The sequence below is a fragment of the Nocardia sp. CC213A genome (assembly GCF_030766805.1).
Classification (GTDB): Bacteria; Actinomycetota; Actinomycetes; order Mycobacteriales; family Mycobacteriaceae; genus Nocardia; species Nocardia otitidiscaviarum.
Map to the genome: position 1 here is coordinate 503,546 of NZ_JASFXA010000001.1, position 23,875 is coordinate 527,420.

At 65.1% G+C, this 23,875-nt stretch carries 15 protein-coding genes; 4 read left to right on the forward strand and 11 right to left on the reverse strand.

Going from position 1 to position 23,875, the window contains the following annotated elements:
- Positions 1–137: 137 nt before the first annotated feature.
- Positions 138–1,022 carry an AraC family transcriptional regulator gene (locus tag QJS31_RS02375; RefSeq protein WP_306355841.1) on the forward strand — a complete coding sequence of 295 codons (885 nt, stop codon included), beginning with the start codon at positions 138–140 and terminating at the stop codon, positions 1,020–1,022.
- Positions 1,023–1,255: 233 nt separating this feature from the next.
- Positions 1,256–1,708 (forward strand): MarR family winged helix-turn-helix transcriptional regulator, encoded by a 453-nt coding sequence (locus QJS31_RS02380; protein ID WP_306355842.1) that lies wholly within the window; start codon positions 1,256–1,258, stop codon positions 1,706–1,708.
- 66 nt (positions 1,709–1,774) lie between these two features.
- Here QJS31_RS02380 and QJS31_RS02385 read toward each other — a convergent pair whose 3' ends face one another.
- The 3 genes from QJS31_RS02385 to QJS31_RS02395 are packed head-to-tail and all read right to left on the reverse strand — an operon-like array spanning position 1,775 to position 7,506.
- Positions 1,775–4,396 carry an aminotransferase class III-fold pyridoxal phosphate-dependent enzyme gene (locus QJS31_RS02385; protein ID WP_306355843.1) on the reverse strand — a complete coding sequence of 874 codons (2,622 nt, stop codon included), beginning with the start codon at positions 4,394–4,396 and terminating at the stop codon, positions 1,775–1,777.
- A 24-nt stretch (positions 4,397–4,420) separates the two neighbouring features.
- Positions 4,421–5,464 carry a 3-oxoacyl-[acyl-carrier-protein] synthase III C-terminal domain-containing protein gene (locus tag QJS31_RS02390; protein ID WP_306355844.1) on the reverse strand — a complete coding sequence of 348 codons (1,044 nt, stop codon included), beginning with the start codon at positions 5,462–5,464 and terminating at the stop codon, positions 4,421–4,423.
- Positions 5,461–7,506, reverse strand: a complete 2,046-nt coding sequence (locus tag QJS31_RS02395; protein ID WP_282776702.1) for an AMP-binding protein — start codon at positions 7,504–7,506, stop codon at positions 5,461–5,463. The genes QJS31_RS02390 and QJS31_RS02395 overlap by 4 nt, the downstream gene beginning before the upstream one ends.
- Positions 7,507–8,515: 1,009 nt before the next feature.
- Here QJS31_RS02395 and QJS31_RS02400 point away from each other — a divergent pair.
- Both QJS31_RS02400 and QJS31_RS02405 read left to right on the forward strand, forming a co-directional pair.
- On the forward strand, positions 8,516–9,634 hold the full coding sequence (locus QJS31_RS02400; RefSeq protein ID WP_306355845.1) for a nitroreductase family protein: 1,119 nt from the start codon (positions 8,516–8,518) through the stop codon (positions 9,632–9,634).
- Positions 9,635–9,714: 80 nt separating this feature from the next.
- A complete protein-coding gene (locus tag QJS31_RS02405) occupies positions 9,715–11,928 on the forward strand; it encodes an MMPL family transporter (protein ID WP_306355846.1) in 2,214 nt (737 codons plus the stop codon).
- Between the two features lie 17 nt (positions 11,929–11,945).
- Here the strand turns inward: QJS31_RS02405 and QJS31_RS02410 are convergent, their stop codons facing one another.
- The 8 genes from QJS31_RS02410 to QJS31_RS02445 form a co-directional block, all read right to left on the reverse strand.
- Complete coding sequence (locus QJS31_RS02410; RefSeq protein ID WP_282776707.1) at positions 11,946–12,263, reverse strand: hypothetical protein; 318 nt, start codon at positions 12,261–12,263, stop codon at positions 11,946–11,948.
- 14 nt (positions 12,264–12,277) lie between these two features.
- Positions 12,278–13,438 (reverse strand): L-prolyl-[peptidyl-carrier protein] dehydrogenase, encoded by a 1,161-nt coding sequence (gene redW / locus QJS31_RS02415; protein WP_306355847.1) that lies wholly within the window; start codon positions 13,436–13,438, stop codon positions 12,278–12,280.
- 5 nt (positions 13,439–13,443) lie between these two features.
- Positions 13,444–16,053 carry a polyketide synthase gene (locus QJS31_RS02420; RefSeq protein ID WP_372341514.1) on the reverse strand — a complete coding sequence of 870 codons (2,610 nt, stop codon included), beginning with the start codon at positions 16,051–16,053 and terminating at the stop codon, positions 13,444–13,446.
- 115 nt (positions 16,054–16,168) lie between these two features.
- Positions 16,169–18,832, reverse strand: coding sequence for a PEP/pyruvate-binding domain-containing protein (locus QJS31_RS02425; protein WP_306355849.1), 2,664 nt, complete (start codon positions 18,830–18,832; stop codon positions 16,169–16,171).
- Positions 18,829–19,878 carry a cyclopropane-fatty-acyl-phospholipid synthase family protein gene (locus tag QJS31_RS02430; RefSeq protein ID WP_306355850.1) on the reverse strand — a complete coding sequence of 350 codons (1,050 nt, stop codon included), beginning with the start codon at positions 19,876–19,878 and terminating at the stop codon, positions 18,829–18,831. The genes QJS31_RS02425 and QJS31_RS02430 overlap by 4 nt, the downstream gene beginning before the upstream one ends.
- Before the next feature lie 6 nt (positions 19,879–19,884).
- Positions 19,885–20,709, reverse strand: a complete 825-nt coding sequence (locus QJS31_RS02435) for a thioesterase II family protein (protein WP_306355851.1) — start codon at positions 20,707–20,709, stop codon at positions 19,885–19,887.
- Between the two features lie 8 nt (positions 20,710–20,717).
- Positions 20,718–22,259, reverse strand: coding sequence for an amino acid adenylation domain-containing protein (locus QJS31_RS02440; protein WP_282776717.1), 1,542 nt, complete (start codon positions 22,257–22,259; stop codon positions 20,718–20,720).
- Positions 22,256–23,869 (reverse strand): pyridoxal phosphate-dependent aminotransferase family protein, encoded by a 1,614-nt coding sequence (locus QJS31_RS02445; RefSeq protein ID WP_282776719.1) that lies wholly within the window; start codon positions 23,867–23,869, stop codon positions 22,256–22,258. Before QJS31_RS02445 ends, QJS31_RS02440 begins: the two co-directional genes overlap by 4 nt.
- Positions 23,870–23,875: the final 6 nt, after the last annotated feature.

Genomic DNA, 23,875 nt, shown 5'->3' on the forward strand with positions numbered 1-23,875 from the left:
CGTTAGCAGCGAAATAGTTTGCGACACAGCGTAGTTGCCATTGCTGTGCGAGATATCGATATCCCGCACATATCGTTGTGACGAGTCACTGCGAGTACTCGGGCCAATTTCACCCAGTGCGCCATATGCTGTCACGTATGGCCGATACTTCCGTAGCCAGATCCGCGTCCTCGCAAGCATTCCGACCGATTGTCAACGAATTGGGAGACGATCCAGGAGTGATGCCGATCGCCCTGGCGACGGCGTTGCACAGTTCCTCGACGCTGTCGGGCGCGCTGCACGCGGCCTCGCAACAACTGTCCAGGCACGGCCGGTCGTTACGCATCGTCGTGGTCCCTGACCCCTATCAGGCTCAGGGCGTTGTCGCGCTCCGCTACGGCCCACCGACCTACGATCGTCGAAGCCGCCAGGCCAACGACTTCGACCTGGGCTTGATACATCGAATCCTCACGGCGCTGGCGGGCCGCAGTTATGGGCTGCGCAGCGTCGAGTTGCCCTACCAGGCACCCGCGCCGTTTTCGATGTACGAGAGCTTCTTCGAGGCTCCGGTGCGGGATCGTCGACCCGCAGCGCTGTTCCGTATCCCCCACTCCGTGCTGACCTGGCCTATCGCCGAGACCGCCGAGAGACAGGTGCGTGAACTCGCTCTGACCACGCTCGACCGACAACTCCCCGAAGCACGCGCTGAGCTGTCGCCGCAGGTCGCGGCCGTGGTTGCGCGCATGCTCGGATACACCGTCCCAGACCTGGGCATGGTCGCCGATACGTTGCGCGCACACCGACGCACACTGCAACGCAGGCTCGAACAAGAAGGAACCAGCCTGACCGCCATAGTCGACGACGTGCGCAGACGGGAGGCACACCGCTATCTGACCGTGACCGACGTGCCCATGGGTGAGATCGCACGCCGGCTCGGCTTGTCGAGTCCATCCGTGTTCACCCGGTGCTGTCGCAGATGGTGGGGCCGGACACCGAGCGCTGTCCGGGCTCGTCGCACCACGCCCGGAGCCGTGCCGAGCTGAGTGATTGTCACGCTGAGAAGAGAATCCGACCAGGGCGTCGCCGAGAGCGGCCGACACCCGCACTTCCGCTGCAGAGGATCGCGATGACGAATCCGTCCCCCCGCCTCCACTACCACTACAGCGGTACCCACTCACCGGGAACCGAAAGAGCAGGGTCGCATACCGTTTCCGACCGAGGGGCCGGACTCCCCCACGTGGGCCCGGAGCCGCCGGGCCGCGTCGACCCGACCGAAATGGCAGCACGGCTTCGGATAATCTCCGGACTGATAGTGCACCGCACGCGCGATAGCACCGCCGTCGCGGAACTGTCCCCCACACAGGTATCGATTCTCGGCCGTCTCGGGCGCAACGGTGCGCTGTCGTCGGCCGACCTCGCGAAGAGCGAACGACTCAAACCCCAGACGATCCGCAACCTCGTCGACGGCCTCCGCACCCGCGGCCTCGTCGTGGGCGTACGCGACAGCGTCGACGCCCGTCGAAACATGTTCGCGCTCACCACCGAGGGACGCGGCTGGGTACGTGGGAGGCGGGCCACGGCCGCGGATCGCGTCCTCACCCGCGTCCTGACCGAGCAGCTGAGCGAGACAGAACTGGCGACGGTCACCGAGGCATTGTCGTTGTTGGAACGGCTCACATTCGCTCCGCCGGACCCACCCAGCACTCACCGCGATACGCTGACGGGGTAGAAGTGCGTACCGCGGTGAGTGGTTCGCGAGGGTGCGGTGGCGCATAGCGCCGCCACACCATCACTCCTAGGTGACGAAAAGCTGGTCTGCCAGCATCTCGTCGAGGCTCTTCTCGAAGGCGTGCGCGATCTGGTCGAGATCCTCGTTATCGTGCGCGGCGCTGATCAAGAAGCTGTGCATCTCGGGCAGATAGACATAATGCTTGCGCATGTAGTATGCCAGCGCGATCGTCGCCTTGAAGTTGCTGCCCCCCATCCGTTCCCGGTACAGGCCAGCGGCACGGTGGCTGAAGTTCAAGGAGAATATCGAGTGCCGTGCATTGATTCGGCATGCGATACCACGCGACTGCGCGGCCTCGCGCATCAGTTGCGCGAGGTACTCGGTATTGGTGTCGAGTTGCGAGTAGATTTCGCGGTGCGCATCCAGGTGGTCCAATACTGCGAGACCGGCTGTGCACGTGAGCGAATTGCCACTCAGAGTGCCCCCCGCGAACACTTTGTTCTCGTAGTCGTAGAACGGATCCTGGGAACTCTTGGCCATATCGATCAGATGGCGCTTGCCGATCACCGCCCCGCAGGGCAGCCCGCCACCGATCACCTTGCCGAGGCAGGTGAGATCGGGGTGCACGTCGGCCAGCACCTGCGCACCGCCGTAGGCGACCCGGAACCCGGAAACCACCTCGTCGAAGATCAACGGGATATCGAGTTCGGTGCACAGGGCCCGCAATTCGCGCAAGAAGTCCACGTGCAGCGTGACCACCGAGGTCGGCATGGGTTCGAGGAGAACACAGGCCAACTCGTCGGCCTGCTCTCGCAGCCGCGTGAGCCCGGCGATATCGCCGTACTGCAGCACGGTGGTGCCCGCGACCGTGGCCGGATCCGTGCCGAGAGTTCCGGCCACCGGCTCGGGCCGGTCCCTGGGACCGGAGAATCGGAACCACGAACTGACCATCGCCTGATCGGAGAACCCGTGGTAGTGCCCCTCGAACTTGGCCACCCGGGTCCGGCGCCGGTATCCGCGCGCCATCCGAATGGCGAACAGGACCGATTCGGTACCCGAATTGCACAACACCGCCTTTTCCGCGGCAGGGAAGGCCTCGACCAGCTTCTCGGCCAACTCGAGTTCCGGTGCGTTGCCGATGCCGTTCACGAGCCCCCTGGCAAGACCACTCGCGATCACCGCATTGATTTCCGGATGCGCATAGCCGAGCAGGTGCGGCCCATAACCGCCGGACAGGTCGATGAAGCTGTTGCCATCGCAGTCGGTGACACTGCCGCCGGCGGCCTCGGCGACGAACACGGGGAAGCTGCTCGGGAAGAAGTAGCGGTCGATGTGCGTCGGCGCGACGAGCGTCGCCTGCGCCCGGTCGCGCATGGCCAGCGACCGGGGCATCTGATCCTGGAACTCGGCTTCGAACCGCTGTTCCACCTCGGTACTCATGTAGGGCGAGTAGCGGTCGGTGAACTTGCTGGCGTTGGCCCAGATATCGATCTCCGGATCTATCTGGGTCGCGAAACCCTCGCCGGAGAGGAAGACCAATTCCACCTTGGTGAACGTGGTCGTGTACCGCGAATCGTACCGCTGCAGTACGGCGTTGACATCGTTGAAGTACGCGACGGTCGACCACCGGTTGCTCGAGACGTCGAAATGATGGCGCAATACCCCTACCATCTCGGCCTCATAGGACGCGTACTGCGTGGTCAGGGTTGGTGCGGAGAGCACGAAATGGCGGGTGAAGCGGTCGACTGCGATCGTCCACTCCTTGCGGCTGCACGCGTAATAGAAGGAGGACAATCCCCATTTCTCGTCCTCACTGAGCTCGGCTGTCACGCCGTAGTCCACCAGGATGACTTCCCCTGCGGGAGTGAACATCACATTGCCCGGATGCGGATCACCATGGCAGATGCCGTGCATGTACAGCATGGTGTAGATCACGTCCTGCAGCCGCTGCGCGAGGCGTTCACGCGGGAACCCCACTGCGTCGGCGAGCCGACCGGGAATGCCCTCCATGTACTCCATGACCAACATGCGCTCGGTGACGAGTTCCGGTAGCACGGCGGGGATTCGCACGAACGGATGGGACGAGAAGTTCGCGTGGATGCGCTGCTGCTGGGTCGCTTCCTGCGTCATGTCCGCCTGCGGCCGCAGCAGCCGCGCCACTTCCTCGAACCGCTTGGGTAGGTCGAGGTTCCGCACCGGCCACGCCACGGCGTGCACGGCTCGTACCGCGGTACTCAGTGAACGCAGGCTGCCCTCGATCTGCTCGGGCACCGAGTCCTTGACCAGTTTCACCGCGACCTTGCGGCCGTCGAGTAGTTCGGCGACGTGCACCTGGGCGACGGATGCGCTGGCGATCGGCACCAGGTCGAACGATCGGAAGGTCTTCTCCATCGCGCCGCCGAGTTCCCGCTCGACCGCCCGCCGGGTCCGGTCCTCCGCCATGTGCGGCGTGTGATCCTGCAGCACGCGCAGGGTGTTCACCCAGGTTTCCGGCAGCAGGTCCGATCTGGTCGCCGCGATCTGACCGATCTTGATGTAGATAGGCCCCATCCGCAACAGGAAGGCGAGGATCGCGTCGGCCCGACGCTGTTCCGAAGTGGCTCGGGCACGCGACCGCACGGCCCCGAGCGAGTATTCGGCGGCTCCGAGCGCCGCGCAGCCGACGACCTTGGCGAGATGTGTGAACATGTGACAATCCGATTCCGATGGGCGTCAGTAAATGAAAGAGAAAGCGCCGAAGGACATTCCGGCACTACCGACCCAGCCGACCACACGTTCACCGCGCTGCAGCACACCGGAGTCGATGGCGGAGGCCATCGCGGTGGGCACCGACGCCGACACGATGTTCCCGGTCGTGGGGAATACGTGGTGGATCACATTGCCGAGTCCGACGCTGTCCGCCATCAACTGCCACTGGCGCTTGCTCGACGCATGGGTGAACAATGCGGACACCTTCTCCGCGTCCACGTCCAGGCTCCGGAATACCGCCAACGTGTCGGCGGCACCGACTTCGTGCATCTCCGCCCCGAAGGAGCTGAAGGTGCCGACACCGTTGGCGGCCAACTTATCCGACGGTTCGCAGAATCCCTCGTAGCCGGGCAGGGTCACGTTGCACAGCGGCGACAGGTCGGGACGGGAGAGGAACCGGAAATCCCACGGGTCGTCGTCCTCGGCGCTCACTACGGTCGCCGTCGCGGCCTCGCCGAGGGTGTATGCGGGGAAGGTCGAAGCCAGGGCGGCGGCGTTCGGCAGCGCGAAAAGCTGCGGGAAGACCATACCTCCCATTCGTAAGCTGAACTCCGCGTTGACGATCACCGCGGTGCGGTATCGCCCCGTGCACAGCATCGATTCCGCCACCTGCACGGCGCGAGTCCAGCTCATGCAGGCGTCGATGATATCGAAGCAGTGGGCCTTGTCGAACCCCAGCGCGGCGGCGCAGTGGTAGGCGCCGCCCGGCTCGATGAAGCCCCGGCCGATACCGGTGTAGATCAGTAGGTCGACCTCACTCGCGTGCACGTCCGCTTGATCCAGTGCGGTCGCCGCGGCGTCCGCCAGTAGATCGAGCGGTCGCTCCCCCGCGTCGAGCCAGCGCCGCTCGTTCGAGCCCGTATAGCGCAGATAGGAGTCTATTTTGCGCAGTGTGTCGTCGAGATCACCGTCGAAGCAGGCCGAACTCTGCCCGGCGACCATGCCGAGGATGTCGGCATTGGTGACGGTACGCGACGGCAGGCCGGCCGCCACCGAACGAAGCCTCATCGCCCACCCTCGGTCACGGTGCTCAGGGTGTCGGCGATCGCCCGCACCATGTCCTCGACGGTCGCCGACTCCCAGAGCAGTTCCGGAGCGAAGCGCTGCCCCGCCCACGTCTCGAGGCTTTCATGCAGATCGATCTGGTCCACCGAGCCGAGACCGTGATCGATGAGTGATCGGCTCAGATCCAGGACCGGCTGGTCGGGGCCGGGACGGTCGGCCATCCAGGCCCGTACTTGTTCGATCAGACCGAGCCGCACGAGCTCGGTCATGGTGGAGCCGGATGGACCCGGCACCTGGTTCTCGGTGGTTTCCGTCATTGTCTTCTTGCCTTCCCAGCGATATATCTCTGACAGCCGACCGGCCTGAAAGTCGTTGCGGCACTGTTGGCGGCGCAGCTTTCCGCTGGTGGTGCGCGGAATCGTCCCGGGCGCGATGAGAACGACCGACTCGGCGACGATGCCGTGACGCCGCGCCACGAGGTCGGACATCGCCCGGGTCAACTCGCCCGGGTCGACACCACTGTCGGGCCGGTGTTCGGCGACCAGCACTAGCTTCTCCTGCCCGCCCTTCGATATGCCGAATGCGAGCACACCGCCGGCCCGCAGCCCGTCGTGACCGTCGGCGAGAGTGCCCTCGAGATCTTCGAGGTAGTAGTTCACCCCATTGACGATCATCATGTTCTTCACACGACCGCAGATGAACATCTCACCCGCGTGTACGAATCCGAGGTCGCCGGTCCGCAACCAGTCCCTGGTGTCTCCCTCGATCCTGACCCCGAAGGTCTGCGCGGTGTCCGCGGGACGCTGCCAATAGCCGGGCGACACGGCGGGTCCGGATACCCAGATCTCACCAACGCGGCCATCGGGCAGGCGAAACGCCGTGGCCGGATCGACGATGGCCAACTCGGTGGACAACGCGGTGACGCCGAGGCCGACGAGGTCGATGCCGTCTTCTGCCCCGCTCGGCTCCGCCTTTCCGAGGCCGAGGGCTTGGCGGTCGAATCGCACCGCCACGTGCCTGCCACGCACATTGCTACACGTGACCTTCAGCGTCGCCTCGGCAAGACCGTATCCGGGGGTGAGCGCGGTCGCGCTGAGACCGGACGGCGCGAACGTGGCATGGAAGCGGTCGAGCGATGCCTTGCGCACCGGCTCAGCGCCATTGCTCAATGCCCGCCAGCTGCTGAGATCCAGCTCGGCGCGCTGCTGAGGCGTGGTCTTGTCGACACACAGATCGAGCGCGAAATTCGGTGCACCGCTGTGTGTTCCACGGTATGTGGTGATGGCTTCGAGCCAACGCACCGGGTTCTTGACGAAGGTCGACGGTGCCATGAGCACGGCACTGCACCCGGCATAGACGGGCAGCAGCACACCGGTGACGTGACCGAAGTCATGGAAGTGTGGCAACCACGACACGATCACGTCGTCCCGCCCGACCTGCCAGCAGTGCGCCATGTCGGCGCTTTGATGCAGCGCCATCGCGTGATCGATGATCACGCCTTTGGGCGCGGCCGTGGAACCGGAGGTGTACTGCAGGTACGCGACAGCGGAACCGTCGATCGCCGCCCGCGGTGCCGGGTCCTGCGCATCCCTGAGAACGTCGGTGGCGATTCGAGGCAGGCCGGTGAGGGCGTGATGTGTGCCCGGCGAATCGAGTTCGACGACGCCCTGATAGGTGGTGAGCACCGCGACAGCGACGCAATCTCGCGCGACCGCCTCGATCTGCCCGACCCGGTTCCGAGCCGCTTCGGGCATCGGCACCGCGATGACTCCGGCATAGAGGCAGCCGAAGAACGCTGTGACGTAGTCGAGTCCGGCCGGGTACAGCAGCAACACGCGGTCACCACGGTTGAACTGTTCGGCGAGGCAATCGGCGATCACCCGAGCACGGCGGTCGAGATCGCGATAGGTGAGAGTGTCGGATTCTCGGCCATCCGCGGCGAGGAAGGTAAATGCCCTGCGGTCACCGAATTGCCGAACTCGCGTGGCAACGAGATCAACCCAGTTACACGCGGTGACAACAGGATCCATGGACAAGGTCTTCATGCCAGCCCCTACGTAACGATCATTGAACGATCAGCGAACTGAACCCTCACGAATCGAACCGTTCTACTGTGTCGATTCGGATGAACGCCAGCCAAGCTACCCATGAAATCTACAGTGCGTCAATACTTTCCGTAACCATAACGCAATCGCGGCATCCGATTGGTGAACTGCCACCATTCGTCAGCGGAACGTCAGCGGACTCGTCAGCGGATACCGACATAATGGCGAAGTTCACGGACTGGAGAATTCGGAAATGTCGCTACTCGATGCCAGCATTCTCGATCCCGCGCGACCGTTGCGCATTTTCCATGCTGCCGGAGGTCCGACGGTTGCCGTCATGCCGACATATTCACCCTGCCCCACAACGCATTTGTCGAAGGCGGAGGCGGCATACGCGGCCACGATACCGATTCCGAGGCGGCAAGCCGAGTGGGTAGCGGGTCGGGTGGCGGCCAAGCACGCGGTCCAGGCGCACTGTCAGCGCCACTTCGACATTTTCCATGCCACGGCCGACATCGTGGTGCGGACTGTCGATTCAGGGGTCCGCACGGGGATGCCGGTGGTGGACTATCCGGTGGGGATCAGCATCTCGCACAGTAGTCATCTCGCCGTCGCCGCGTGCACTTCCGGCCCGGTGGGGATCGACCTCGAGCGCCACCGCGTTTTCGCACCACGACTGGTGGCCGAACTCGGGACCCCGCTCCCCGTAGCGCCCGGCGACTGGCGACCACGGCTCGACACGATGGGGACTCCGCTGCGATGGGCGTGTCGGGAAGCGGTGCTCAAGTACTTCGGATTCGGCTTGCGGATCGACCCTCGCGAAGTCCAGCTCACCTGCTGGCACTCGAGTGGATCGTTTCACTGGCGGGCCGGTCCCCGGTTACGGCACGGGGCCCGAGGGCTGCGGTGGCCACGCCGCGCCTGGGCGATCGAGGGTACGGACTACTCGCTGGCAGTCGTCTGGTAGCGCAGGGAGACAGGTATGACGATGTGGCGTTCCCCTCGGCGGGTGAGTATTTCGTTCCACGAGGCCCTGGCGGCAGCCGCGGCTATCGCTGCGCGATCGCCCTCCTCGCACAACTGCCAACCGTGGGCATTGGCCCACGTGGTGAGTGACCTGGCCCGTCGCCGCGCCGTGGCGCTGTGTGGCGATTCCGACGCAGACGGCGAGTTCCTGCTGCTCATGGCCGACCGCACCCGCGAACTCGTGACACTGCCCGCCCATCACGTGGAGATGCAGTTGAGCTGCGGGCTGTTCTGGCGACTGCTGGAGCGCGCGATGGCCGCGCAAGGCTGGATGGTCCGGGGCGTCATCACCCCGGCCGCCGCCGATCTCGGTGTGCTCGGCGTACCCACCGACCGCCGCCCGCTGCGATTGGCCCGTTTCGAGCGCACCGACGATCCGACGGAATCCTTCACGCGGCTACGGAATCTCGCGGCGGCGCGCCACACCGATCGGGGCCCATATCTGGACAGGCCCATACCCCGTGAGGTGTTGGATACGCTCAAGAGCCCCAGCGCGGACAGTACCCAGCCGATCAGCGTCCGGCTGCTGACATCCGAGTCCGATCGAAGCCGATTCGCCCGGTTCGTCGCCAGAAATGCGAGTCGGGATTTCACGGATTCGCCAGCCTGGCGGGAGACCCATTCGTTCATCCGTCGCAGCGAAGCCGAGGCACGTGAGCTCGGTGACGGATTCACCTTCACGCAGCTCTTCGGACCGATGTCTCGTCCACAGACACTCCTGCGACGGATCGTGCTGGCTCCCGTCACCATGCGGGCATTGAGCCGCACCGGACTCCCGGAGATCCTCGCCCGCCAGCTTGCCGCCATCGTCCGGCGGACCCCGGTGGTGGTCATGCTGACGCTGCCGACTCCATCCGTCGACGACGAACAGTTGCTCGCCGCCGGCGAGGCTCTCACCGACTTCTGGCTGCGCGTCACCGACGCGGGACTGGTGCTGCACCCGATCAGCATCGTCGTCCAGCACGACGACCTGCGCAATCGCCTGCAGGCCGAGTTCAGCTTGTCAGGGCTGGTGTTCTTCGCTGCGCGCCTCGGCTACTCGACGGGACGATTCCCCCCGTCGCCCCGACGCGATCCGGCCGATTCTCTGCGTGTGCTCTGACGAGCCAGCGCATCCCGACCAGTGAGAGATTCCCGACTAGTGAGAGACAAAGGATGAGACATCACCACTGGGGTGCACGAATGGCACGCCACCGTCGCTTGGTCATTACGGCCTGGATCATACTGATCGCCGTCTGCGGTGCGGTTTTTCCGCTCATGGCCGACCAGTTGAAGGCCCCGAACTACGGGGTGGATCAGGCCGAGTCGACCCGCGCCTCGACCTTGGTTCAGCGCCACTTCTCCGGCCTCGGCAATGAGCAGGACGTCATCGTGTTCGACAGTCCCGAGGGCGCGATCACCGACCCCGATCGACGGGCCGTCATCGACAACGTGCTGGCGACGGCACGTGCGGAGGACGGAGTGGTCACCGTTATCGGCCCGTTCGATCCGAACGCGAGGAATCAGGTGTCCGACGACGGACGTGCGGCCCTGGCGCTGGTCGGCTTGGAGGGTGACGCCGGTTCACTCCCCGGTCGCGCGGCCGCGTTGCAGCAGGCTGTCGCCGATGCCAGTGGCGCCGGCGTGACCGCGAATGTGACGGGCTTCTCGCCGATTACGAACGACCTCACGACGGTGGAGACCGCGGCGACGACCGAAGCCGAATCGATCGGGTTGCCGCTCGCCCTGGTGATCATGGTGCTGGCATTCGGAGCGGTGTTGGCCGCTGTCCTCCCCCTGCTGCTCGCCATCGCCGGGCTCAGCCTGACCTTCGGCGTGCTCTACCTGCTCAGCTTCGGACTGACCTTCGACGCCTTTCTGATCAGCATCGTGACGATGATCGGTACCGGAATCGGCATCGACTACGCGATGTTCATCGTCAGTCGATTCCGCGAAGAACTTGCTCGTCGCCGTATCACCGAGTCCGATCCGGCGCTGATCGCCGAGGTCACCGACGTCGCCGTCACCACGTCGGGACGTACCATCGCGTTCTCCGGTGTGGTGGTGGGTATCTCGGTGTGCTCGTTCTTCATCATGGACTCGCCGATCTTCCGTGAGGTCGGTACCGGCGTTCTCGTCTCGGTGATCTGCACTCTGATCGCCGCGCTCACACTCTTGCCCGCCATGCTGGCGGTCCTCGGCCCCCGGGTGAACAAGTGGCAGCTCCCCGTCCGGTGGCGCCCCGCCGACGTGCGTTCGGATTCCGCTGCGACACAAGGAATGTGGGCACGATGGGCGCGACTGGTGATGCGTCGCCCCGTCCTGTTCGCGACGGCGGCGAGTACGGTCCTGGTACTGGCCGCACTGCCGATCGGGAGTCTGCGCTACGGTATCGATCTCGGTACGGCGTCCCTGGGTGACCAGCCCACCGCGGAGGCGCAGCTCATCCTCGACCGTTCCTTCTCATCCGGTGCGGTATCCCCGATTCAGGTTGTCCTCACCGGATCCGGCGACACCGCGCTCGACGACTCCGGCCGACAGCAAGCCCACCGCTTGGCGGCCACTCTGGCCGACGACCAGCGTGTCGACGACATCGAAACACTGGTCAACAACGACCGGATCCTGCTCAACGTGGTACCGGTCGTCGCCATCGACTCGACCGATGCGATCGCTCTGGTCCGGCACATTCGCGATGACCTGGCCGAGGCCATGCCGGACACACAGGTCCTGGTCGGTGGCGCGACGGCGGGATTCGTCGATCTGTCCGATGAGACGACGCGGAAGCTGCCCTGGGTCGTCGCGTTGGTGCTCGGCATGTCGCTGCTGTTCTTGCTGGTGATATTCCGCAGTGTCGCCTTACCGGTGAAAGCCGTCCTGATGAATCTGCTCGCGACCGCCGCGGCCATCGGCCTTACGGTGGCGGTGTTCCAATGGGGTCACGGTGCAGGTGTACTCGGCTTCACCAGCCCAGGTTTCCTGCAGGTCTATATCCCCCTCACGGTGTTCGTGCTGCTGTTCGGATTGTCGATGGATTACGAGGTTTTCCTCATCCGCCGCATCCAGGAAGCCTGGGAGAACGGACACGACACCGATTCGGCTATCGCGGTGGGTATCGAGCACACGGCGCGTCCGATCACGGCGGCGGCAGCGATCATGGTCGCGGTATTCGGTAGCTTCCTCATCGCCCCGGTCCCGGAGCTGAAACAGTTCGGGTTCTCGTTGGCCATAGCCATCGCCATCGATGCGACCCTGGTGCGCCTCGTCCTGGTCCCGGCACTGCTCAAACTGTTCGGCGACTGGAACTGGTGGCTGCCCGCCGGTCTGGACCGGACGCTCCCCCGCTTCGGCAATCGAGCGCCGAAGAGCGGCAATCGTGCACCGGAGCACGCCACACAGGCCGTCGTCGACGCGAACTGACCAGAGCTGGAACGGAATCAGGTAGCCGAGTAGCCGGGGTCCAGCCGTACCCCGGCGAACTCCCGCACCACCGACGCCATCGTGTCGAAGGCGCTCACCAGCTCGGCGAAAGCCGGGGTGCGCATATCGGCTTCGAAGTCGGCCCGACTGGTCACCTGGATGATCTCGAAATAGTGCCGGGGTTCCCCCACAGCGTCGTCCGCACGCTGCACACTGAACGCGCGCACACTGGGAAGCTGGGGGCAGGTGGCGTAATCGACTGTGCGTACCCAGTGTTCGAAGGCGGCCGGATCGATGCCGGAGTGGAGTTCGATGAGATGGACGATGACCTGCATGGATCAGCTTCCTTTCAGCGTCGCCGGGCCGGTGCACGTCGGCCCAACCCCAATGCGCGCGCTACGTTGTTCTTCTGAATCTCATTCGTGCCAGAGAAGATTCGTGAGGGCAGTGCGTCCCGAAGCAGGGCTTCGGCTTCGCCTTCGGTGACGCCGAGGCCGCCGCGCACCCCGATGGCGTCGAGTCCCAGTTGCACCGCCGCCTCGCTGACCGCGATCTTCGCCAACCCCGACCACACTTCGCTGTTGCCGCCATCGGCCAGGTCCGCGGCCGCCTTGAAAAGCAGCAGGCGCGCGGACTCGAGTCGCATCACCATATCGACGATCCGATGACTGACCGCTTGGAAATCACCGATGGGTGCACCGAATTGCACGCGCTCGCCCGCGAATTCGATGGTGCTGTCGAGCACCCGCCGCATTGCGCCGAGATAGACGCCGAACAGGCAGGTGCGCTCCCATTTCATGGAACCGGCGAACACTGCCGCACCCGCGCCAGGGCCACCGAGCACACAATCCAGGGGCACACGGACGTCGGCCAGGTGCACCTCACCCGTCGGTGAGCCGCGCAAGCCGACCTTGTCATAGGGGGGACCCGCGGACAGGCCCGGTGTTCCAGCCTCGACGATGAAGCTGGTCAGACCGAAGAATCCACCTCCGGGAGCGGTGACAGCCTGCACGATGAACACATCGGCGACCGGACCGTTGGTGGCGAACGCCTTGACACCGTCGAGTACGTACTCGTCGCCGCGTAGTTCGGCGGTGGTGCGCATCGCGAAGATGTCGGAACCGGCCTCGGGTTCGGTGATGGCGTGTGCCGCGATCAATTCACCGGAGCTCAATCGAGGTAACCACCGCTCTTGCTGCTCGGGGGTGCCGAACTCGACGATGGGCATCAGGCAGGCGAACAGGTGTGCTGCCACGGAGAAGCCGAAGCCCGTATCGGTGGCACCGGCTCCGAGGGCTTCCATCAGCGCGACCGCCGACACTGCGTCCAGGCCGCTGCCGCCGTACTGCTCGGGCACCGTCGCACCGAGAATCCCCTGCCTTCCCGCGAGCTGCCAACGGTGTCGGAAGTCCTCGGCGACGAAGGTTCCGGTGCCACCGAGGTCGCGGCGCGCGAACGCGGTCAGCGCCGCGCACATCGCCTCGGTGTCGGCGGGTAGATCGAAGTTCATCCGGCTCAGCCTTGCCTGTATTCCTCGAGGAGAAGGTGATAGTTGATGCCTCCGGTGCCGAACGAACTCACGCCGGCCCGGCGCGGACGGTCCGGCTCCCGCGGCCACGCGGTCGGCTCCCGCGGCAACACCGCGGGGATGGCTCGCAATGGCAGATCCGGGTTCACCGTCGTCAGGTGTGGGTTGTGTGGGTATACGCCCGCGCGCATCGCCTGCAGCGCGTGCAGCAATCCCGCACCGCCCGCTGCCGCGAAGGTGTGCCCGACCAGAGCCTTCACCGAGCCGATCACCAGCGGCCGAGTACGCTGCGATGCACCGTAAACGGTTGCCGCTGCGGCGATCTCGACTCGGTCGCCGACGTGGGTCCCCGTCCCGTGCGCCTCGAGATAGTCCACGGTGGCGGGTTCGTAATCCACCTGCGCGTACGCCGCGCGCATGGCTCGGACCTGGCCGTCGACGTCGGGCGCTATCAAGGACTTCGCGTCATTGCTCGCACCGACTCCACGGATCAGCCCGAATATCTCGTCACCGTCGCGCCGTGCGTCGGAGAGTCTCTTGAGCAGAAACAACGCACAGCCGTCACCAGGACTGAATCCGTCGGCCCGGATGTCGAAGGGGGTGATCCTCGTCTGGGACAGCAGCCCCAGTGCCGAACACAGCACCAGATCTCTGGGAGTGCACGCCAGTTCGACGCCGCCCGAAATAGCGAAATCCGCACGACCCATCCGCAGGGCATTGACCGATATATCGAGCGCCGCGAGGGCGGACGCACATGCGGCCTCGACAGCCACGGGGACGGCTCGCAGCCGAAACGCGCTCGCGATGGCACCCGCGACGCCGCTGGCGAGCCAGCCATCCAGATCTGTGAGCTCGAGCGGATCCGGATCAGCGGTATAGCTGCTACGGGCGCGATCGAGAATGCGGGTATGGACGGTCAGAGGCAGGTCCGTGAGTGCCGCGATACCAGCCGCGGCTGATTCCAGTTCCCAGAACGAGCGCTCGCTCGCTTGCCTGCGCTCCGTCGACAGACATAGCGTGCTCCCGATCGCCACAAGACCGGCCCGTTCGCGTAGCGCGGCCGTCCGCCCGTACCGGGCGAGCGCTTCGTCGGCTACCGACAGCGCGACGCGCTGGGCGGGGTCCATGGCCGCATGGCGACGCGCGGAGACATGCGTCGCCGGTGGCGGATGATCTGGTATGCGCATTGCCGCACCGATCTCGGAGTAGCTGTGCGTGAGCGTGACTTCCCCCGGCGCGAAGTACAGGTCCCGATCGAATACGGTCTCGGGTACCGGACCTATACCGCCCCGACCTGACCGGCAGTTGTCCCAGAAGTTCGCCGCGTTCGCGGATCCGGCGAACGCCCCGCCGAGACCGACTATCGCGATGGGTTCGGTACTCATCGTCGGCCGACCGCGCGCAGCGGTCACCACGCTCGGCTCACGATGGCCTTCGAGTAGCAGGTATCCGAGCGTGCCACTCAGTCCCGAGCCGCATACGACCGCATACCGGGACCCGGATTTCGGCTCGGCAGGCCACGTCTCACCATCGTGAGGGGTGTGCGGCCCGGTATCCGTCGAATCGGCGAACCGGGTGCGGTGTCGCGGTACCGTTCGGTGGGACAGTGCCAATGCGGCTTTGGTGACTGCGGCGACACCCGCATTGGCGAAGGTGTGTCCGAGTTGCTCGACGGCGCTGCCGAACACCATCGCATCGAATGCGTCGTCTCCGAATATCTGGCCGAAGCCTTTGGCATCGGCCGCCGCTACTGCCGCGATGCCCGGTCCCACGGTATCGACATAGCGCACCGCCGCGGGCTCGACCGAGCTGACCGAATGACAATGCTGGGCAAGTGCATAACGCTCGGCCGTCGCCGTGGAGTATCGGAAGGCACCACGGTGCGGTTCGCGGCGCAGAGCGCATTCGAGTATCGACGCGTAAACGCGGTCACCGTCGGACACGGCGGTTGATTGCCGTTTGAGCAGCAGCGCGCCGACCCCATCGGACAATGTGAAACTCTCATCGCGGCTCGAACCGAACCCCTTCGCGGACAACGCCTCGTCGATGAGCGAGCCGTCCCGACGCTGGCCGGTCACCACCAGGACCGCGTCGGCGGCGCCCGCGCGAAGATTCGTCACAGCGGTCTCCAGGGCCACGAACGAGGTCGCATCGGCGCATTCCACTGCGATCGTGCGGCCGAGGAGTTGGAAGCTCGCCGCGATCCGCGCCGGAATCGTGCTCGCCATCTCGCCGACCCGGTCGTGGCGCGAAGCGCCGAGGTGACGCCCGAGTCGGCTGCGCAGTTCACCGGACAGCCGACCGGCGACGCGACGAGCCCGATCGTCGAGGTCGTTCTCCGCCGCCCGCTCGAGTTCGCGGCCATAGCGGGCGCTGTCGATCCGCAAGGCATTCGCGTACTGGCGATCGAGCCCGAAACAGGTCCCCACCACAACATCGGTACGTTCGCGTGGAAGCGGCCGGTCCGGATGTCCGGCGTCGGCCAGGCATTGCCGGGCGGCCTCGGCCATAAGGATCTGCATCCTGCTGATCGATCCGCGCTGGACCGGCGGAATGCGGAACGTCGTGACGTCGATGTCGAGGTCGTCCAAATCCACGGGCGCGGTGTCGGTTTCAGCGGTAGTGAACAGCTGCCACAGATCCGCTGTACCGCGGGCGGCCGGGTAGAGTCCCGCCACTCCGACGATGGCGATGGGATCGTTCGCCATCACCTCACCCCTCCACGAACTCGACCACACCGCGGTCGCCATCGACCATGATCAGGTCGCCGGTTTTGATCGCGGCGGTGGCGAATTTCGCGTTGACCACCGACGGCAGCTGGAACTCCCGCGACACGATCGCCGAGTGCGACAGCATCGATCCGATATCGGTGACAATGCCGCCCGCGATCGCGAACAGCGGGGTCCAAGAGGAATCGGTGTACTGCGTCACCAGGATCTCGCCGGGCTGGAATTCATCGGCCTGCCAGACCAGGTCCTCCACGACACGGGCTCGCCCGATGGCGGTACCGGGGCTGACCCCGAGTCCTTCGAGGGCGGCTCCGTCCGGGACCGAACGCACGGATCGGGCAGGGTCCCATTCCCCGACGAAACTCATCGGCGGAGCTGGCATCCGGGCGTAGTTCTGGAAGGTGCGACGGGCTTCGTCGATCGCGGGGCGGGTGAAGATATCGCGCGCGTCCTCCGCACCCGCCAAGTAGCGCAGGACATCGGTGAAGTTCAGATAGGCGACCTCGTCAAGGGAGCGCAGAACCCCCATCGTTACCAACCGTGCGCCGACCTCGTAGACGATCTCTCGAACCAGCCACACCGACGTGATCATCGACATGCGTGCGACCTCCCGCAGGGAGCTGCACTGCTCATACATCGAGATCGCGGATCTCAGCGCACGACGTTTGATCCACGGCAGCCGGCGCACGGCCTCGTCCACCTCGCCGGAGCGCGGGTCGGGAGCGGATTCGATGGCGTCATCGAACGAGAACCCGTCCTCGGCGTAGCGCCGAATCATCTTGACCACGTACGACAGATCATCGATCCAGCGCGGATGGGTGAGTTCCATCTCCTGCTGGGCCCGCGCGCCGTTCTCCCGAAGAAACGGCTCCATGTGCGTCTTCCAGAACGTCCTGCCCACCCGGTCGGCCCGCAGTCGTTCGACCACATCGCCCGCAGGTCCGGACATAATGATCCGCAGCACTCTCGGACGCTGGCGTACGATCCGCGCCAACTCCCACACTTCACGCACGGACGCCACGGTGCGCAGGTTCGACATATCGGCTTTCACCCGATTCTGCAAGTGGTCCCCGGCGGCGCCGAGCCAGGAACCGCACATCGCCTCGAGGGCGCCGTACAGTGTGAAGGCGTTGATGAAGTACGGCATGTAGCCGACGTGCATGTCGTGGAGGAACCCCAGCCGGCGCTGCATCTCGGCACGGAGCGCGGACAGCTCAAGCACGGTCAGGTCGATGCCGCGGGCACGGTCGAATTCACGGACCCGTGCGGCGACCATACGGTCCGCGCGGCGACGCATGTCTCGCAGCTCGGCCACCGTCGCCCTGCCCCAGAACGCTGTCGATCTGGCCGTACGGATACCGGTTCGGTAGCTGCCGAAGGGATTTCGGTAGGCGGCACGGTCGACATCCTCGCTCGCGAAGCGTGCGGTGATCCGCTCCTCGTCCTTGGTCGCCAGACTCTGGCTGAGCAGATAGCTGGTATAGGAGACATTCAGATATACATAGCCCTGGAGATACCCCATCTGCACGGCGATATCGCCGGTATCGCGCACGCCGGTCGCACGAACACAATCGCTGTGGACGTTGTACTGGTAGTACTCGGAGAACGAGATGCCCAGCGGGGTCATGATTCCGGTGAAGATCTCGCCGATATCCATCCTCGACCACAGGGTGTTCCGCTGTATCGCATCGGGTTGGGGGTCGCGATAGGGGCTGCGCCGCAGGGGTTTCGGAGTATCCACGGTGATGGGCCGGGCCTGAAGCAGATAGAGCGCTCCGCCTTGTACTGCCCACTCGATGTCCTGCTCGGAACCGTACTGCTCGCGTACCCGCACCGCCAGTGCGGCGAGTGAGACCAATTGCGCGTGCGACAGACAGGCGACGCCGCGTAGTTTCTCGGCCACCTTGACCAACTCCACGATGCCCGGTGCCACCGACACGGCCTGGGTGACCTTGTAGCGGATGTTCTGGTCTATCACGTGCGGCTCTGCCGGATCCACGATGAACGAGTCGGCGCTCACCCGTCCCGAGACGAGCCCCTCACCAAGACCCCACACCGCGTCGACCACGAAACGGTCGGTGCGCCCGCTGATCGGATCACGGGTGAACAGCACACCGGCGGCGTCAGCGTGGACCATCTGCTGGATGATCACGGCGATCGAGCCGGCATTTCCGGAACCGCGATAGACAGCCGCGCGATCCGACCACAGCGAGGCCCAGCACACCTTCACAGCATCGAGAACATCCGCGGCGCTGGAGATATCCAACACGGTGTCGTGTTGTCCGGCGAACGATTGCGAGACCGAATCCTCTCGGCAGGCCGAGGACCGCACCGCGACGTGCCGCGCTCCGAGTGCCGCATAGGCGTCGAGGATGGCATCGCTGATCTCCGAGGGAATCTCGGCGGTCAGCACCCGTTGTCGGAGGACCTCGGGATCGGCCGCCAGCGCCTGGGCGTCGAGACCGATCTCCCGCTGGAAACGTTCGAACAGATCGGCGGTGAGACAGACGGCCGGCGGTACGGGCAGTCCGGCCCTGAGCATCTCGTCGAGTCGAGCGCCTTTGCCGCCCAACGATTCCGGGGAGGCAGCCGGTGATTCGCCGAGTACGACGATCAGGTTGTGCAGGCTCTCGGGGGTGGCTGTCATGACAGGCGCTCCTCGGCATCGGTGTGCGATGACGGATTGCGGCCGAGGAAGGAGCAGAACTGCTCGCCGGGTATCAGGCGGCGCACTTCGACATCGGCGAAGCCCGCGTCACGCAGCTGCTGTGCCAACCCCGCGGAATCGGGAAGCGGACCACCGAAGTCTGCGAACTCGAACCACAGGCCGAGCACTTCGGTACTGAGATTGCCGCCCTTGCACGCGCTGGTGATCAGCAGTCGCCCGCCGGTCTTCAGCATCGAGCGCACGCGCGCGAGCAGCTCGGCGCGTTCTGCTGCCGGGAAGTAGTAGATATTGTTGTGCATCGTGACGATATCGAAGAGTTCCGACGAGCCGAACTCCCTTATATCGGCCCGTCCGATCTCGACGCGTTCCGCCAATCCCCACTCCGTCATATTGGCCGCGGCCGCCGCGGCGACCTCGTCCTGGTAGTCGATGGCGACAGCTGTCAGCTCGGGATTGATAGCGGCGGCGTGCCGGACATACGCTCCACTGCCGCATCCGATCTCGAGGAGCCGAACCGGGCCGGTACGACCCAGCACGCCACTCACCGCCTCCTCGATGAACGGCTGCACGATCCGGCTGGAACGGGCGATGATCGAGCCGTCCTGATCCGACATGGTCAGTCTGTCGCCGCTACGCACCATGGCGGGCCCGTTCAGCAGCACCGGCAGATGAAACCGCACCAGCTCTTCCAAGGCGGCGGCGACCGCGTCATTGCGCGGCCGAGCCAACGCCCTGGCCCGACGGCTCGCCAGACGATAGCGGCCATCGGCGACACCGAGCTCGCCGAGCCGCACCCCCAGGTCCAGCCAGGCACGCAGCAGCCGTCGATCACCGCCGATCCCGAGGGCCTTCGCGAGTGCCTCGACGTCGCAAGGGCCTCCGGCGAGGTGTCGCAGGACGCCCTGGTCCAGTGCCGCGACGAGGAAGCTGGCGCGGTAGAGCGGGGTGGCGAAACTCCTTGCCAGTGACAGCAACAACGGCAAGCTGCCCGCGGAGTTGACTTTGGTCAAGGTGGAGAACTTCATGGGTGGTTATCCTTCGGCGATCGCCGGTGGGACCGTCGATCCGAGAGCGGTGGTGTGGCGGGCGAGTTCGTCTCGTATCTCGTGGAGCAACCTGAACCGGTGCGGACCAGCGAGATAGAAATGACCTCCCGGAAAATGACTGCGCCGCACCGGGCCGGTGGTGTACGACAACCACTGGTCGCTGTGCTCCGTGTCGACGACGAGATCGCCCGCGGCCGAGAAGATGGTCAGTGAACAATCGAGCGGTGGCCGAGGTCGCGGGTGATAGTTCTCGCACGCACGCAGGTCCGCGCGCAATGTCGGCAGGCGGCGGTCGAAATACGATCTCGCACCGGAATGCGACCCGTTGAGCGCACGAACCCAAGCCAGCAGCCTGTCATCGGGCAGTTCGGCACCGAGCGGAGTCCCATAGAGATGCGGCGCCCGGCTGCCCGAGACGAAAAGGTGCTCCGGCGCGGGCGCACCCCGATCGCGGAGGACGCAGGCGACCTCGTAGGCCAGCAGCGCACCCATGCTGTGCCCGAACATCGCATAGCGGCCGGGAGCGGCCTGTTCGACGACCGCCGTGGCAACCTCGCGAGCCAGCATCCCGATATCCGTCCATGCCGGCTCCGACAGACGAATTCCGCGTCCGGGCAACAACACCGGCGCGACGAGTAGATCGGGGCCGAGATGGGCCGACCAGTCCCGGAACAGCGACGGCGTACCGCCCGCATGAGCGAAGCACACCAGCCGGATCGCCGCCCCGCTGCCGGCGGACCCAGCGAACCATCGATCGCCCGTAGTCCGCGGCGGCCGAGGTTCACGGAGTTCGAGCGGATCCTTTCGCATGGCTTCGCTCACTCGCCGAGGCGCCTGTAGTCGATCTTGCCGTTCGCATTGCGCGGCAATGTCTCGACCCGGATAGCCTTGCGCGGCAACATGTACCGCGGTAGGTGCTCGGCACAGTAACTCTTCAGGTCGATCAGCGTCAGATCCGACGCGTCGGATCGAACCGTGTAGAAGGCCGTCAGCCGCGCCGTCGGACCCTCCCCGGCGACGACAACCGCTGCCTCATCGATCGCGGGATGCCGCACGAGCACCGATTCGATCTCTCCCAGCTCGGTACGGTAACCGGACAGTTTGACCATCCTGTCCTTGCGTCCGCGATAGATGATCTGACCGTCGACGCAGCTCACCAGGTCACCGGTCGGGTGGCGGCGTTGCCGATGCTGCTCCGCCATCGGTTCCCGCTCCCGACCCCAGTATCCGGGGGTGACGCAGCTGCCTTCGACCACCAGCTCGCCGAACCCATCCGGCCCGTCGATCGGTAGTCCGTGCTCGTCGACGATCAGCAATGAGGCGTCGCCGACCGGGCGTCCGAGAGACAACGGCTCGTCACAACTCAGATCCTGTGCGGTGACCCGGTGGTAGGTACATACGTTCGTCTCGGTAGGCCCGTATAGGTTGTAGAGTTGAGCGCTCTCGTGCAGCAGTGCTGCTAGTTCCGCGAGCCGCGGCTTCGGATAAACCTCACCAGCGAAAAGCACGTAGCGCAGGGTGCCGACCACCGCAGGCGTCAACGCACCGCACGTGGTCAGCAGAGTCAGGATCGACGGCACCGAGTACCACACGGTGACACCGTGTTCGCGAATCCCGTTGGCGAGCGCCACCGGATCCCGAGCCTCCGCGTCCTCGATGATCCACATCGCCGCACCCACCGAAATAGCGGCGAACAGGTCGAATGTGCTGAGATCGAAGTTGAACGACGCATGGTTGGCGAAGACGTCCGTCGCATCCAGATCCAGCTCGGCGCAGGCCCAGTCGATGAACACGCCGAGATTGCGATGAGAGATCTGGACGCCCTTCGGCGGTCCCGTCGACCCGGAGGTGTACAAGATCGCAGCGAGGTGCGACGGTGCCAGCACCGCTCGTCGCACGTGGACTTCCCCGACGCCACCGACGAAATCAGTCCAGGTGACCGTCCGTTCTGGCGTCCCCGCGTCGTCCGCGCTGCCGACCACCACCACGGTGCGGACGGAGTCCGGCAGGTCCAGCTTCGCTACGTGCGCCAGATGGCGCTCATCGGTGACGAGGAGGATCGGCTCGGTGTCCGCGACGACCGCCCGCACTCGACTCGCCGGATGGGCACCGTCGACGGCGACGTACGCGCACCCGACATGCAGTGCGCCCAGTATCGCCTGAACGAATTCTGGGCGTTTGTCCATCCAGATGGCTACCCGGTCCCCCAAGGCCGCACCGAGTTCGCGCAGCCGGTAGCCCACCGCATGCACCGCGGTCGCGAGTTCGCCGTAGGTGACTGTGGTCCTTCCGAGCAATGCCGGACGGGCCGCATGCTCGTCGGAGACGATATCCGGCAGGCAGATGACGCGGTCGCTCATTCCAGTACTCCGGTTTCCCGCCCCGCGTCGATGAAGATCTGCGCCGCCAACGCCAGATCCTCCGGCGTGTGCTCGGAGGTCACGCTGACACGCAAGCGTGCCTCACCGAGCGGCACCCCCGGGAAGACCACGGTCTGACAGAACAAGCCACGCGCCCGCACAGCGCGTCCCATCTCCATCGCTTTGCGCTCGTTGCCGATGACGATCGGCACAATCGCGCTCCGGCTACGTTCCAGATCGAAGCCGGCGTCGGTGAGGTATCCGGTCAGGCTGCGAATATTGTTCCACAGCACCGTGATTCGTTCCGGTTCGCGTTCGATCACATCGATCGAGGCGATCAACCCGGCCGCGACACCAGTGGGGATGGTCGCGGCGAACACGTACGAATTCGAGTAGAAGCGCAGGTAATCGATCACGTCCTCGTCGCCGACGACGAATCCACCCATGCCTGCGAGGGTCTTGCTCATGGTGCCGAGTTCCAGATCGACCTCGTTCTTCAAGCCGAAGTGCTCGGCGGTACCTGTACCCCGGGCACCGAGAACCCCGGTGGCGTGCGCGTCGTCGACCAGTACCCGCGCGCCGTAGCGCTGGGCCAGCCGGATGATCTGGGGCAACTCGCAGATGTCACCGTGCATGCTGAACACCCCGTCGGTGACGATCAACATCCCGCGGGCATGCTCGGCACACACATCCAGGACACTCTCGAGATGCGCCATATCGTTGTGCCGGTAGATCCGGCGCAGCCCGCCCGACAGCTTCCAGCCATCGACGATGCTCATGTGATTGAGCTTGTCCACGATGACCGCGTCCTTGGAGCCGACCAGAGCCGAGATGGCACCGAGGTTGGCGCTGTAGCCGCCCGGGTACACGATGGCGGCCTCACGACCCTTGAACACGGCGAGCCGGCGTTCGAGTTCCTTGTGCAGGTGGTTGGTGCCGCCGATAATGCGACACCCGGTGTTGGTGGCACCAAATTCCCTGGTAGCGGAGCAGATCGCATCGACAACCTGGGGGTGGTTGGCCAGGCCGAGGTAGTTGTTGGAGCCGAACATGAGGAATTCGCGTGTACGGCCGGTGATTTCGTCGTAGATCCTGGCCCGGTTGGTGCATCGCGACTGCAACGGCATGCCGTACCAGTACAGATGCTCCGCCTCACGGGCGCGGCGATGTGCGGCGAACTCCGCGGTTTTCGCGAACAGATTACGTTCGTCGCTGGTGAGGAAGTCACGCATCGAACGCCCATCCCACGTCCCGATCCCGGCTGGCTCGGTCGGATCCAGCTCTCCGACCGCCAATTCCGGATCCGCTAGGGGCAGCGCGCCGAGATCCGCGAGTGGCTCCTGGATGACCGCACCGGCGACATAGGCTTCCAGCTCTACGATCAGCGCACCCAGAGTGGTGACCGAGATATCGGAGGTGAGATTGGGAGGCAGGGCCAATTGCTTCGCCGCGTCACCGATGATTCCGATGAGCACGACGGAGTCGATCCCGAGCTCCCCTTCGAGATCCGCCGAGGTATCCAGCTGGTCGCGGTTGTAGTGCGTGTGCCGCATCGCTGTCGCGATGACCACCTCGGACACCGATTTCACTGTCGCCGTCGTTTCAGTCATCGAATT